Genomic DNA, 13,144 nt, shown 5'->3' on the forward strand with positions numbered 1-13,144 from the left:
TCTAGCGCTTCCCGAATGTGTCGTCAGCTAAACGAACCGTCATCCAAACGATGACGCCGCCCGGCAAGGGCCCTAGATTGCGGCCCAATCAGCGGACGAATCCCCAGATGCCTGACACCCCCGTCGAAAACCTGACCGAAACCGAGGCGGCGGAGGACCTGCAACGTCTGGCCGAGGCCATCGCGCACCACGACCTGCTCTATCACGGGCAGGACGCGCCCGAGATCAGCGACGCGGACTATGACGCGCTGAAAGCCCGCAACGCCGCCATAGAGGCGCGTTTCCCCCATCTGGTCAGTCCTGATTCGCCGTCCCTGCGCGTGGGCGCTGCAGCATCGACCCAGTTCGCGCCGGTGCGCCACGGCGTGCCCATGCTGTCGCTGGACAACGCCTTCGACGAGGGCGAGGTGCGCGACTTCGCCGCCCGGGTGGCCCGGTTTCTGAAGCTGCCCGCCGACGAGGTGGTGGCCTTCACCGCCGAGCCCAAGATCGACGGCCTCTCGGCCAGCCTGCTGTATGTGAACGGCGAACTGATGACCGGGGCCACCCGGGGCGACGGCAAGACCGGCGAGGACGTCACGGCCAACTTGCGCACCATCGCCGAAATCCCGCACCGCCTGTCCGGCGCCGGCTGGCCCGGGCGCATCGAGATTCGGGGCGAGGTCTATGCGCCCACCGAGGCCTTCGACGCGTTCAACGCCGCCGCCGAAGCGGACGGAAAGCGCACCTACGCCAACCCGCGCAATTTCGCCGCCGGTTCCCTGCGACAGAAAGACCCGTCCATCACGGCGCAAAGGCCCCTGCACTTCTTCGCCTATGCATGGGGCGATTTCTCCGCCGACTTCGCCGAGACCCAGTGGGATGCGCTGCAAAAGCTCAAGGCCTGGGGCTTCCACGTCAACGACCGCTCGACGCGCGTCGAGGGCGCCGAGGCGCTGATGGCGCTGTATCGGGGTCTGGAGGCCGACCGCGCCACGCTGGGCTATGACATCGACGGCGTGGTCTACAAGGTCGACCGTCTGGACTGGCAGAAGCGGCTCGGCTTCGTGGCCCGCAGCCCCCGCTGGGCCATCGCGCACAAATTTCCGGCCCAGCAGGCTACCACAGTGCTGCAGGCCATCGACATCCAGGTGGGCCGTACCGGCTCCCTGACCCCAGTGGCCCGCCTGCACCCCGTCACCGTCGGCGGCGTGGTGGTGCGCAACGCCACCCTGCACAACGAGGACGAGATCGCCCGGCTGGATGTGCGCATCGGCGATACGGTGATCCTCCAGCGCGCCGGCGACGTGATCCCGCAAATCCTTGGCGTGGTCCCAAAGAAGCGCCCCAAAGATACGAAACCCTTCGATTTTCCCGACCATTGTCCCGTCTGTGGTTCCGAGGCGGTGCGTGAGGGCGACGAGGTCAAGCGGCGCTGCACAGGCGGGCTGGTGTGCGAGGCGCAGATCATCGAGCGCCTCAAGCATTTTGTCAGCCGCCGCGCCTTTGACATTGAAGGTCTTGGGGAAAAACAGCTGAACGCCTTCCATGGGCGCGGCTGGATCAACGAGCCCGCCGACATCTTCCGCCTCGCCCGCGACACGGAAAAGCTGGACGTTTTGCGCGAGGAAGACGGCTACGGCGAAACCAGCGTGGCCAATCTGGTCGCCGGCATCGACGCCCGCCGCACCATCGCCCTCGACCGCTTCCTGTTCGGCCTGGGCATCCGCGACATCGGTGAACAGACCTCGCTGGTTCTGGCCCGCGCCTATGAGACCTGGGACGCGCTGAAGACCGCCTGTCTGGCCGCCGCCAAGGGCGTGCCCAGCGAAGCCTGGACCCGTCTGTCCGAAACCCACGCCATATCCCCCCGCGTTCTGGCCCTGATGGCGGAGGCGCGGATGCCGGCCGAGGATCCGTGGCCGGACGCCCCGCTGGACCAGAAGATCGCTCTCGCCTTCCCCGGCATGGCGGCGCCCGCCCGGCGCGGGCTGGCCGAACTGGCCAATGACTGGCCGGCCGTCGTCGAATGGGCCCGCGTGGCCCGCGAACAAGGCCCCTCGGAAATACTCAACCAGATCGCAGGCGTCTCCGGCGTCGGCACCGTCGCCGCTCGCGAACTGGCCCGCTTCTTCCACGAACCGCACAACCTCGCCGTCGTGGCGGCGCTGGAAGCCGAACTGACCGAGATCGAGCCGGTCGAACGCCCGACGCAGGACTCTCCGGTCTCGGGCAAGACCGTCGTCTTCACCGGCTCGCTTGAGCGCTTCACGCGCGACGAGGCCAAGGCCCGCGCGGAAAGTCTCGGAGCCAAGGTGTCCGGCTCGGTGTCGAAGAAGACAGACTATCTGGTCGCCGGGCCGGGCGCCGGCTCGAAGCTGAAGGACGCCCAAAAGCATGGGGTCCCGGTGCTGACAGAGGATGAGTGGCTGGCGCTCACCGCGTGAGCAGGCATTACGCCCGGGAGCTTCTGACCCGGGGTTGGTAGGCGGCGACGGGTTCGAACCGCCGACCCTCTCGGTGTAAACGAGATGCTCTTCCAGCTGAGCTAGCCGCCCTCAATTAACAAGGGCGCGGACCGCCTGGCCCGCGCCCTTGTTGAACAACGCGTGAGCGGTCTAGCCGTTCAGGGCGCTCTTCAGGCCTTCGCCGACGCGGAAACGCGCGGTCTTGGAAGCCGGGCGTTGAACGGTCTCGCCCGTGCGCGGGTTGCGCGCCAGACCAGCCTTGCGCTCGGTCGCCACGAAGCTGCCGAAACCGACAAGACGCACGTCGTTGCCAGCCTTCAGCGAGTTGGTCACGCTTTCCGTGAACACGTCCAGGGCCTTCTTGGCCTGATCGCGGGTGATCCCGGCGCCATCGGAGATGGCGGCGATGAGTTCAGCTTTCGTCATTACAATTTTCTCCAGCCCTATATGGGCGCAGCTGCCGTCCGGAAGACGACTCGGCCTAAGCCCTACCCCCCGACTAAAGGCCAGCTTTTCCCTCGCGTCAAAAGAGAAACCGTCCGGAATCCCTTTAAATTGGGGGTTTCTGGCCCTTTTCGCCGGAATTTCTCACCGATCAGTGGCTGATGACCGTCTCGGCCCCCGTGCCGGCGGGCGGCGCCGGCGGCAGGGGTTCGGTCTCCTCGTCCCATTCCACTGGCGTCAGACTGCCCGTCAGCGCCCATTTCAGCGCCTCATCGGCGGTGGAGACCGGGACGATCTCCAGGGCCGCCTTCACATTGTCCGGCACCTCGGCGAGATCCTTTTCGTTCTCTTGCGGGATCAGGACCGTCTTTACACCGGAGCGCAGGGCCGCCAGCAGCTTCTCCTTCAGCCCGCCGATGGCGGTGACCCGGCCGCGCAGGGTGATCTCGCCGGTCATGGCGATATCCTTGCGGATGGGTATGCCGGTCAGGACCGAGACCATGGCCACCGTCATGGCCACGCCCGCCGAGGGACCATCCTTGGGCGTTGCGCCATCGGGCACGTGCACGTGGATATCGGTCTTCTCGAACACCGGCGGCTTGACGCCGAAGGCAAGGGCCCGGGCGCGCACATAGCTGGCGGCGGCCGAAATGGACTCCTTCATCACGTCCTTCAGGTTGCCGGTCACGGTCATGCGGCCGCGGCCAGGCATCTTGATGGCCTCGATGGTCAGGATGTCGCCGCCGAACTCGGTCCAGGCGAGACCGGTGACGATCCCCACCTGATCCTCCTCGTCCGTCTCGCCGTGGCGGTATCTGCGGACGCCGGCGTATTCAGACAGCTTGGCGGCGCCCACGGTGACCGTCAGGGCGCCGGTCTTGGCCATCTCGCGAACGGCCTTGCGCGCCAGCCCTCCCAGGGCGCGCTCAAGCGAGCGCACCCCCGCTTCACGGGTGTAGTACCGGATTGTGTCGCGGATGGTGTCTTCCGGCACGATCCATTCGCCGTCCTTCAGGCCATGATCCTTAGCCAGTTTCGGCAGCAGGTGGCGCTTGGCGATCTCGACCTTCTCGTCCTCGGTGTAGCCGGCGACGCGGATGATCTCCATCCGGTCCATCAGCGGCTGGGGCATGTTCAGGCTGTTGGCCGTAGTCACGAACATGACGTTGGACAGGTCGTAATCGACCTCAAGATAGTGATCGCCGAAGGTCGAGTTCTGCGCCGGGTCCAGCACCTCGAGCAGGGCCGAGGACGGGTCCCCGCGCCAGTCGGCGCCCAGCTTGTCGATCTCGTCCAGAAGCACGAAGGCGTTGGTGGTTTTGGCCTTCTTCATGGACTGGATGATCTTGCCGGGCATGGAGCCGATGTAGGTTCGACGGTGGCCGCGAATCTCGGCCTCGTCCCGCACGCCGCCCAGCGACATACGCACATACTCACGCCCCGTCGCCTTGGCGATGGAGGCGGCCAGTGACGTCTTGCCGACGCCGGGAGGACCCACAAGGCAAAGGATCGGGCCCTTCAGGCTGTTGGTGCGGGCCTGGACGGCCAGATACTCTATGATCCGCTCCTTGACCTTCTCCAGACCGTAGTGGTCTTCCTCGAGAATGGTTTCGGCCTTTTCCAGGTCGATGGGCTTGGTGCGCGCCTTGCCCCACGGGATCGACAGCAGCCAGTCCAGATAGTTGCGCACCACGGTGGATTCCGCGGACATGGGCGACATGTTGCGCAGCTTCTTGACCTCGGCTTCCGCCTTGGCCCGCGCTTCCTTGGTCAGTCTGGTCTTGCGGATTCGCGTCTCGATCTCGAGAATCTCGTCGCGCTGATCGTCGGTCTCGCCCAGTTCGCGCTGGATCGCCTTCATCTGCTCGTTGAGATAATACTCGCGCTGGGTCTTCTCCATCTGGCGCTTCACGCGCGAGCGGATCTTCTTTTCCACCTGCAGGACACTGATCTCGCCCTCCATGAGGCCATAGACCTTCTCAAGCCGGCGGGGGACGCTGATGGTTTCCAGCAGGGCCTGCTTGTCGGAAATCTTGACCGACAGATGGGCGGCCACGGAATCCGCAAGCTTGGAAGGCTCCGTGATCTGGGGAATGGAGCTGAGCGCCTCGGGCGGGATTTTCTTGTTCAGCTTCACGTAGCTGTCGAACTGTTCCACGACAGCGCGGATAAGGGCTTCGGCCTCTTCGGCGTCGCCGTCTTCATCCTCGATCTCGACCGCAGCGGCCTCGTAGAACTCCTCCCGTTCCGTGAAGGAGGTCAGGCGGGCGCGAGACTTGCCCTCGACCAGCACCTTCACAGTGCCGTCAGGCAGCTTCAGCAACTGCAGGACCGTCGCCAGCACGCCGATGGGATAGATGGCCTCCGGCGCCGGATCGTCGTCGACCGAGTTCTTCTGGGTGGCCAGCAAAATCTGCTTTTCGCCCTTCATGATCTCGTCCAGCGCACGGACGGATTTTTCGCGGCCCACGAAAAGGGGCACGACCATGTGCGGGAAGACGACGATGTCGCGGAGCGGCAGGACGGGGAGAATCTTGGACTCGGACATGATGCTCACTGCTTTCAGGGCCCTCGATCATCTCGGACCCACGGCCCGGACATTCGGACCGTCCGCCGATTCCGACGGTGTTCGGATAAGTATGTGGCGTCAAATGCGGCCGGTTCAAGCGTGACGGAAATCCGGCCACAGAACCGTGACGGCCGCTGCGCCTTTCAGACCACTTCGCGCAGCAGGGCGGCCTTGTAGTCGGCGACCCAGAGATTCCTGAAGCGGCGGCTGCGTTCGGCGTGGTAGATGTGGGCCAGTTCGGCGTATGAGCGGTCGAAGTCGTCATTGACGAAGACGTAGTCGAAGACGTCGCAGTGCTCGATTTCGCCCTTGGCGTTCCTGATGCGGCGCTCGATGACTTCGGGCGCGTCCTGCGAACGGGTGATCAGACGGCGACGCAGTTCCTCGAGGCTGGGCGGCAAAATGAAGACGCGGACCGCATCCTCGGGGCATTTCTCGGCGACCTGGGCCGCGCCCTGCCAATCGATGTCGAACAAGACGTCCCTGCCCTCCGCCAGAGCCCGGTCAATGGGGCCGCGCGGTGATCCGTAGCGCTGGCCATGCACGTCGGCCCATTCCAGGAACGCGTCCTGATCCACGAGCCGCTGGAATTCCTCGTGGCTGACGAAATTGTAGTCGCGGCCCTGCACCTCGCCGGGGCGGATGGGACGGGTGGTCATGGAGATGGACAGCTCCAGCCCGCCGTGATCGGCCATCAGCCGGCGGCACAGCGAGGTTTTGCCGGCGCCCGAGGGGCTGGCGACGATGAGCAGGACGCCACGGCGCGGGGTTTGGTTATTCGACATTCTGGACCTGCTCACGCAACTGTTCGATGGCGGCCTTGAGGTCAAGACCCACGGCGGTCAGCCGCGTGGTGGCGGACTTGGAGCACAGGGTATTCGCCTCACGCATGAACTCCTGCATCAGGAAATCCAGCTTGCGGCCAACCGCTCCGCCCTTCGACAGGGACCGGGCCGAATCGATGTGGGCGGTCAGCCGATCCAGCTCCTCGCGCACATCGGCGCGGGCGGCCAGGGCTGCAGCCTCCAGCACAATACGGTCCGCCAGATCCGGCGCGTCTGGCGCCAGCTCGGTCATGCGGCGGGTGAAGCGCTCTCGGATAGCGTCGGTCTGGGCTGCCGCTTCGGACTCCGCCTGGCCGACCAGACCCTTGATGCGCTCGATCAGGCCGGTGACCACCGGGGCCAGGCGTTCGCCCTCGGCTGCGCGCGAGGTCGCCAAAGCGTCCAGCGCCTGATCGATACTGACGGTCATGGCTGCTTCAAGGGCGGCGCGGGTTTCGGCGTCGGCGTCCTCCTGCGGGGCCTCCATGACTCCACGCAGACCCAGCAGGCCGTCGGCCGAGGCCGGGGCGAAGCCGCGGCCGGCAAGACGCTCGGCCATGGCCGCATACTGCTCCAGCACCGCTTCGTTCAGGACCAGGGCCTGATCGCTTTCGGCCCGGCGGGCCTGGACGCCGAGGGTGATCTGGCCACGCTGGAAACGGGCCTGCGCCGCCTCGCGTGATGCGCGCTCAAGCCCGTCGAAGCCCGGCGGACCGCGAAAGCGGAGCTCCAGATTACGGCCGTTGACCGAGCGCGCCTCGACCGCCCAGGTCCAGCCCGCAAGCGCGCCCTCGGCCCGGCCGAAGCCGGTCATGCTGGTCAGGCGAGTCATGAGGCCGTCTCCGGCAGACGAATGGCGGCGCCGGGGGCGTCCTGACCCGCAACCGCATCAGGTGCTTCCTCGGGGGAGACCATTTCGGCGGGCTCTGCGGCGCGCCGGGCCTCGATGGCGCGCCAGCGTGCGACGTTGGCCAGGTGCTCCTCATAGGTGCGGGCGAAGGCGTGGCCGCCCGTGCCGTCCGCGACGAAGAACAGATATTCTGTTTCGGGCGGGTTCAGCACCGCCGCCAGGGCCTCCCGGCCGGGATTGGCGATTGGCGTCGGTGGCAGGCCGTCGATCCGGTAGGTGTTGTAGGGCGTCACCCGATCCAGTTCGGACCGCCGTATGCCTCGGCCCAGCGGACGGCCGCCGTTGACGCCATAGACGATGGTGGGGTCGCTCTCCAGCCGCATGCCGCGGCGCAGGCGGCTGATGAACACGGCCGCCACCTGTGGCCGCTCCTCGGCCAGGCCGGTCTCCTTCTCGACGATGGAGGCAAGGATCACGGCCTCTTCAGGGGTATTGACGGGCAGGTTCGGCGACCTGCCCGCCCACAGTTCGGCCAGCAATTCGTCGTGGGCCTGCTGCATGCGGCGCACGACCTCGGCGCGGGTTTCGCCGCGCGTGACCTCATAGGTTTCTGGCAGCAGGGAGCCTTCGGGGGGAACCGGAATTTCGCCGGTCAGGATTTCGCTGGCGTTCAGGATGTCCCAGGCCTGGATGGAAGAGCGGCCCTCGGGCAGGGTCACGAAATGGCGCACAACCTGGCCGGACACCAGCTTGTCGATGACGCCCGACAGGGACAGGCGCGATTCGATCTCGTACTCGCCCGCGCGCAGGCGCCGATCCGCGCCGGTCAGGCTTGCAGCGGCGCGGAACATTTCGGGCGAGCGGATAACGCCAGCCTCGTGCAGGGTCTCACCTATTTCCGAGACCCCGGCGCCGGACCGCAGGATAACGGTCGTGGTTTCTCCACCCTCAGCACGAGGTCCCGGCCCCCAGTAGACGCTCCAGACCCAAACCAGAGCGGCGATGGCCACCAGGCTGAGGGTGGCCGTGGCGCCGATCAGACCGGCCATCAGTCCTCCGCGCTTCTGTTCCGGCGTTTCCCCCCGCCGACGGAACAGAGCCATCTCAGGACACCGACTTGAGGATCAGACAGGCGTTGGTGCCGCCGAAGCCGAAGCTGTTGGACACGGCCACGTCGATCTTCCGCGCCTTGCCCTTGTCCTTCACCATATCGATGGCCGTCTCGTGCTCCGGATCGTCCAGATTGATTGTAGGCGGTGCGGTCTGGTCGCGGATGGCGAGGGCGCAGAACGCCGCCTCGACCGCCCCGGCGGCCCCCAGAAGGTGGCCGATCATGGATTTGGTGGATGACAGGGACACGTTCTTCGCATGGTCGCCCAGCAGGCGCTCGACGGCTTTCAACTCGATCCAGTCGGCCATGGTCGAGGTGCCGTGGGTATTGACGTAATCAATGTCCGACGGCTGCATGCCGGCGCGCTGCAGCGCCATCTTCATGGCGCGCTGCCCCCCTTCCCCGTCCTCGGACGGGGCGGTGATGTGATAGGCGTCGCCACTCATGCCGTATCCCGCCACCTCGGCGTAGATCTTCGCGCCACGCGCCCTGGCGTGTTCGTATTCCTCAAGCACGAGGACGCCCGCGCCCTCGCCCATGACGAAGCCGTCGTGATCCCGGTCGTAGGGTCGGCTGCCCTTTTCAGGCGCATCGTTGAAGCTGGTGGTGAGAGCCCGGCAAGCCAGGAAACCGGCAATGCCCACCGGCACGATCGCGCTTTCGGCGCCGCCGGCCACCATCACGTCCGCGTCTCCCAGGGCGATCATGCGGGCTGCGTCGCCGATGGCGTGGGCGCCGGTGGCGCAGGCGGTGACGACGGAATGGTTCGGGCCCTTCAGGCCGTGCCGGATCGACACCTGGCCGGACGCCAGGTTGATCAGGGCCGAAGGGATGAAGAACGGACTGACCCGGCGGGGCCCCTGCTCCTTGAGCACGATGGCCGTATCGGCGATGGGGCCGAGCCCGCCGATGCCGGAGCCGATCATGACGCCGGTGGCTTCCTGGTCCTCGGTCGATTCGGGCTTCCAGTTTGCATCAGCCAGGGCCTCGTCTGCGGCCGCGATGGCGAACAGGATGAAATCGTCGACGCGCTTGCGGTCCTTGGCCGACATGATCTGGTCGGGATCGAAGCTGCCGGGAATGTCGGCGCCCCCGCCGCCGCGTCCGTCCACGGAGGGGACTTCGCAGGCGATGGTGCAGCCATAGCCTTCGGTGTCGAAGAGCGTGATCTGGCCGGCGCCGGACTTGCCGTCCAGAACATTTCGCCAGCTGTGCTCGACACCCCAACCGAGGGGGGTGACGAGTCCGATGCCCGTAATCACGACGCGGCGCATGGTCAGCTCCTTAGCCTAAACCTGAAACAGTAACGGCCGCCGGTCGGTCCCGCAAAGGAACAGCCCGGCGGCCGCTTCATTACCGTCGATCGAGGGCGAAATCAGCCCGCGGTCTTCTCGTCGATGAACTTCACGGCGTCGCCGACCGTCTGGATGTGCTCAGCGGCGTCGTCGGGAATCTCGATGTCGAATTCTTCTTCAAAGGCCATCACCAGCTCGACGTTGTCGAGCGAGTCAGCGCCCAGATCGTCGATGAAGCTGGCCTTTTCAGTCACCTTGTCCGGATCGGCGTCCAGGTGGTCGATGACGATCTTGCGGACGCGTTCGAGAGTGTCGGACATGAATCTAATGCCTTCCTAGATACGCCTGTGTGGCGGTCTTTCTGGTCGCGCTCCGTTGTCACGAAGCTGCTGGTTTCGCAAGCCCAATAGCCCACGGAACCGTTCGCCGGAAGCGCGAAGTGATGTTTAGCACGCCTGTAATGCGAGGAAACAGCCCGCCATGACAGGAAAGTGTGCGGCCCTGCCCCGCCTCAGATCATCGCCATGCCGCCGTTCACGTTCAGGGTCTGGCCAGTGACATAGGCGCCTTCATCCGAGGCCAGATAGACCGCCGCCGCCGCGATCTCGTCGCCCGTGCCCAGTCGGCCGGCCGGGATGCGGGTCAGGATGGCGTCGCGCTGCTGGTCGTTCAGGGCGTCGGTCATGGGGCTGGCGATGAAGCCCGGCGCGATGCAGTTCACCGTGATCCCGCGCGAGCCCACTTCCTGGGCCAGAGCCTTGGAAAAGCCGATCATGCCGGCCTTGGACGCCGCATAGTTGGTCTGGCCGGGGTTGCCGGTGACGCCGACCACGGAGGCCATGCCGATGATGCGGCCCGAGCGGCGCTTCATCATGCCCTTCACGGCCGCGCGGGCCAGACGGAAATAGCTTTCCAGATTGACCTTGATGACGGCGTCCCACTCCTCGTCCTTCATGCGCATCAGCAGGCCGTCCTTCGTGATGCCCGCATTGGCCACGAGGATGTCCAGCGGCGCGCCCGCAGCCTCTTCCGCGCGCGCCACCAGGCCGTCGACCGAATCGGGGTCCGACAGGTTGGCGGCGGCGGCGAACGCCCGCTCGCCCAGTTCGCCCGCCAGATCGGCCAGCACCGCTTCGCGGGTGCCGGACAGCACCACGCTGGCGCCCTGCGCATGCAGCGCCCGGGCCACCGCCCCGCCGATGCCGCCCGTCGCGCCCGTCACCAGCGCCGTCTTGCCCGAAAGATTGAACATGAGTGTCTCCTGGGAATCCTGTGGCCGCCGTCCTAGCCCGATGCGCTCGACATCGCCAGTTTTCCGGTGGAATGTCGGCGGTAGCGATAACCGGAGGCTCGCCATGACCATCCATCTGAACCGGCGCCATCTGTTGCTGTCCGGTGCGGGCCTGGCGCTGGCGGGCTGCGCGAACGGGATCACGCCCGCCGAGGCGGCGCGCCGGCTCCCCTCAACGCAAGCGGCCATGGATCGGCATGTGGCGGCGGGCCACGTGCCGGGAATCAGCGTGGGCGTGCGCATGCCCGACGGACAGGACGTGTTCCTGGAGGCCGGATCGCTGGATTTCGACGGCGCGGCGGCGGCGGACGAAGACACCCTGTGGCGCATCTATTCCATGACCAAGCCTGTCACCGGGGCGGCGGCCGCCCTGCTGATCGAGGACGGAATCCTGACCCTGGATACGCCCGTCGCCGAATTCATCCCCGAGTTCGCGAACATGACGGTCGTGATCGACAGGACCAGCGGCCTGGACGCCCGTCCGGCGACGCGCACCATGACGGTCCGCCACCTGCTGACCCACACGGCGGGCTTCACCTATCACTTCTTCGGCGACCAGCCCGTGGCCAACGCCTACAGCCGGGCGGGCATCTTCCCGGTCACCGGTTACAACCTTTCGCCGCGCGACATTGACGCCCCCCAGGTGCGCGATCTGGACGCCATGGCCCGGGCGCTGGCTGACATCCCCCTGATGTACGAGCCGGGCACGGAATACCTCTATTCCATTTCGCTGGACGTGCTGGGGCTGGTCATCCAGCGGGCCTCGGGCATGAGCTTCCCCGACTTCGTGCAGCGCCGTCTGTTCGACCCCATCGGCATGGACGACACCGTCTGGCGCCTGCGCGGCGCCGGCGAACGTCGCCGGTTTGCGGCCCTCTACAACTACGCCGACGGCGGTCGCCAGGTGGTCGATCCGGTCGCGGAGACCGCCTACGCCGAGCCGGTCACCCTGTTCGCGGGCGGCGCCGGGCTGGTGTCCTCCACCCGCGATTATCTGGCCTTCCTGACAACCATACTGGACGACGGGCGCGCGGGCCGGGTCCGTGTCATGGCACCCGAAACCGCACGCCTCATCCGCACCGACATCCTGCCCGAAGGCGTGAACCCCGAAAACGGAGCCTTCCGCTTCGGATTCGGCGGCGGCATCGGCCTGCCTGACGGCGACACGCCCGGCGAGTTCGGCTGGGGCGGCGCGGCGGGCACCCAAGGCTGGCTCGACCCCGTGCGCCGCACCGCCGGGACCATCATGCTGCAGCAGTTCGGCCAGTCCGCCCCGGTGGCGGGCGACATCCGCGCGGCCATCGCGACGGACATCGCGGCAGGCTGATCACAGCGACCGGGCGAACGCTTCCAGCTCTTCCGGCCCGTTCAGGGCGACGCTCTCGGCGTCCGGCGCGATGCGCTTGGCCATGCCGGTCAGGACCTTGCCCGCGCCCACCTCGGCGAACCGGAGCACGCCGCCTTCGGTGGCCATCCATTCCATGGACTCGCGCCAGCGCACGCGGCCGGTGACCTGCTCCACCAGCAGGCGGCGGATCACTTCAGGGTCGGTTTCGGGGCTGGCGGTGACGTTGGCGACGACCGGCACGGAGGGCACGACGATCTTCGCGTCGGTCAGGGCGTCGGCCATGGCTTCGGCGGCCGGCTGCATGAGGGGGCAGTGGAACGGCGCCGAGACGTTCAGCGGAATGGCGCGCGCGCCCAGTTCCTTGGCCTTCTCGATGGCCCGGTCCACGGCGGCCTTCTCGCCGGAGATGACCACGTTACCGTTGTTGTTGTCGTTGGCCACGACGCAGACGCCCAGCGACGAGCCGGCCTTCGCCGCTTCCTCGGCCAGGGCCAGGTCGGACTTGGGCCCGATCAGCGAGGCCATAGCTCCCTTGCCCACGGGCACGGCCTTCTGCATCGACTGGCCGCGGAGCCTCAGCAGGCGCGCGGTGTCCGCCACCGACAGGGCCCCCGCCGCCGCCAGCGCCGAGTATTCGCCCAGCGAATGCCCGGCCACGAAGGCGGCGCGCGAAACGTCCACCCCGAACTCCACTTTCAGCGCCCGGATCACCGCCAGCGACACAGCCATCAGGGCCGGCTGGGCGTTCTCGGTCAGGGTCAGCTGATCCTCGGGGCCCTCGCGCATGATCATGCTGAGCTTCTGACCCAGGGCGTCGTCCACTTCCTGAAGCACCTCGCGGGCGGCGGGAAAGGCGTCGGCCAGCTGGGCGCCCATGCCCACGCTCTGACTGCCCTGACCGGGGAAAAGAAGGGCCAACGTCATGATCGTCTCCTCGTTATTTGGCGGAGGGTTAGGTCATGGTC

11 protein-coding genes and 1 tRNA gene are annotated in these 13,144 nt (G+C 66.8%); 2 read left to right on the top strand and 10 right to left on the bottom strand.

The window, feature by feature from the left end; translation table 11 throughout:
• Positions 1-107 precede the first annotated feature (107 nt).
• Entirely contained in the window at positions 108-2,426 is a 2,319-nt protein-coding gene (gene ligA, locus ACK4FB_RS13005) for an NAD-dependent DNA ligase LigA (RefSeq protein WP_409753009.1), read from the top strand.
• A gap of 35 nt (positions 2,427-2,461) precedes the next feature.
• Here ligA and ACK4FB_RS13010 read toward each other — a convergent pair.
• From ACK4FB_RS13010 to fabG, 9 genes are all read right to left on the bottom strand, one after another.
• Positions 2,462-2,537, bottom strand: a tRNA-Val gene (locus ACK4FB_RS13010).
• Positions 2,538-2,597: 60 nt separating this feature from the next.
• Positions 2,598-2,873 (bottom strand): HU family DNA-binding protein, encoded by a 276-nt coding sequence (locus tag ACK4FB_RS13015; RefSeq protein WP_409753012.1) that lies wholly within the window; start codon positions 2,871-2,873, stop codon positions 2,598-2,600.
• Between the two features lie 169 nt (positions 2,874-3,042).
• Positions 3,043-5,439, bottom strand: coding sequence for an endopeptidase La (gene lon, locus ACK4FB_RS13020; protein ID WP_409753014.1), 2,397 nt, complete (start codon positions 5,437-5,439; stop codon positions 3,043-3,045).
• 164 nt (positions 5,440-5,603) lie between these two features.
• Positions 5,604-6,245 (bottom strand): guanylate kinase, encoded by a 642-nt coding sequence (gene gmk, locus ACK4FB_RS13025; protein WP_409753017.1) that lies wholly within the window; start codon positions 6,243-6,245, stop codon positions 5,604-5,606.
• On the bottom strand, positions 6,235-7,116 hold the full coding sequence (locus ACK4FB_RS13030) for a YicC/YloC family endoribonuclease (RefSeq protein WP_409753020.1): 882 nt from the start codon (positions 7,114-7,116) through the stop codon (positions 6,235-6,237). The genes gmk and ACK4FB_RS13030 overlap by 11 nt, the downstream gene beginning before the upstream one ends.
• Positions 7,113-8,183, bottom strand: coding sequence for an endolytic transglycosylase MltG (gene mltG / locus ACK4FB_RS13035; RefSeq protein ID WP_409753023.1), 1,071 nt, complete (start codon positions 8,181-8,183; stop codon positions 7,113-7,115). The genes ACK4FB_RS13030 and mltG overlap by 4 nt, the downstream gene beginning before the upstream one ends.
• Positions 8,184-8,238: 55 nt before the next feature.
• A complete protein-coding gene (gene fabF, locus ACK4FB_RS13040) occupies positions 8,239-9,519 on the bottom strand; it encodes a beta-ketoacyl-ACP synthase II (protein WP_409753027.1) in 1,281 nt (426 codons plus the stop codon).
• A 101-nt stretch (positions 9,520-9,620) separates the two neighbouring features.
• A complete protein-coding gene (locus ACK4FB_RS13045; protein ID WP_021697838.1) occupies positions 9,621-9,860 on the bottom strand; it encodes an acyl carrier protein in 240 nt (79 codons plus the stop codon).
• Between the two features lie 191 nt (positions 9,861-10,051).
• Positions 10,052-10,792: a 3-oxoacyl-[acyl-carrier-protein] reductase gene (fabG, locus tag ACK4FB_RS13050; protein ID WP_409753030.1), complete on the bottom strand. Its 741-nt coding sequence runs from the start codon at positions 10,790-10,792 to the stop codon at positions 10,052-10,054.
• Positions 10,793-10,895: 103 nt separating this feature from the next.
• Between fabG and ACK4FB_RS13055 the strand changes: the two genes are divergently transcribed.
• On the top strand, positions 10,896-12,158 hold the full coding sequence (locus ACK4FB_RS13055) for a serine hydrolase domain-containing protein (RefSeq protein ID WP_409753033.1): 1,263 nt from the start codon (positions 10,896-10,898) through the stop codon (positions 12,156-12,158).
• On the opposite strand, the gene fabD is transcribed toward ACK4FB_RS13055, so the two are convergent.
• On the bottom strand, positions 12,159-13,103 hold the full coding sequence (fabD, locus tag ACK4FB_RS13060; RefSeq protein ID WP_409753036.1) for an ACP S-malonyltransferase: 945 nt from the start codon (positions 13,101-13,103) through the stop codon (positions 12,159-12,161).
• Positions 13,104-13,144 lie beyond the last annotated feature (41 nt).

The sequence above is a fragment of the Brevundimonas sp. genome, from assembly GCF_046299535.1.
Classification (GTDB): domain Bacteria; phylum Pseudomonadota; class Alphaproteobacteria; order Caulobacterales; family Caulobacteraceae; genus Brevundimonas.

What these genes read in the sequence shown, in the direction of transcription:
- ligA (WP_409753009.1), top strand. Translation starts at nt 108, where the DNA reads ATGCCTGACACCCCCGTCGAAAACCTGACCGAAACCGAGGCGGCGGAG.
- ACK4FB_RS13015 (WP_409753012.1), bottom strand. Translation starts at nt 2,873, where the DNA reads ATGACGAAAGCTGAACTCATCGCCGCCATCTCCGATGGCGCCGGGATC.
- lon (WP_409753014.1), bottom strand. Translation starts at nt 5,439, where the DNA reads ATGTCCGAGTCCAAGATTCTCCCCGTCCTGCCGCTCCGCGACATCGTC.
- gmk (WP_409753017.1), bottom strand. Translation starts at nt 6,245, where the DNA reads ATGTCGAATAACCAAACCCCGCGCCGTGGCGTCCTGCTCATCGTCGCC.
- ACK4FB_RS13030 (WP_409753020.1), bottom strand. Translation starts at nt 7,116, where the DNA reads ATGACTCGCCTGACCAGCATGACCGGCTTCGGCCGGGCCGAGGGCGCG.
- mltG (WP_409753023.1), bottom strand. Translation starts at nt 8,183, where the DNA reads ATGGCCGGTCTGATCGGCGCCACGGCCACCCTCAGCCTGGTGGCCATC.
- fabF (WP_409753027.1), bottom strand. Translation starts at nt 9,519, where the DNA reads ATGCGCCGCGTCGTGATTACGGGCATCGGACTCGTCACCCCCCTCGGT.
- ACK4FB_RS13045 (WP_021697838.1), bottom strand. Translation starts at nt 9,860, where the DNA reads ATGTCCGACACTCTCGAACGCGTCCGCAAGATCGTCATCGACCACCTG.
- fabG (WP_409753030.1), bottom strand. Translation starts at nt 10,792, where the DNA reads ATGTTCAATCTTTCGGGCAAGACGGCGCTGGTGACGGGCGCGACGGGC.
- ACK4FB_RS13055 (WP_409753033.1), top strand. Translation starts at nt 10,896, where the DNA reads ATGACCATCCATCTGAACCGGCGCCATCTGTTGCTGTCCGGTGCGGGC.
- fabD (WP_409753036.1), bottom strand. Translation starts at nt 13,103, where the DNA reads ATGACGTTGGCCCTTCTTTTCCCCGGTCAGGGCAGTCAGAGCGTGGGC.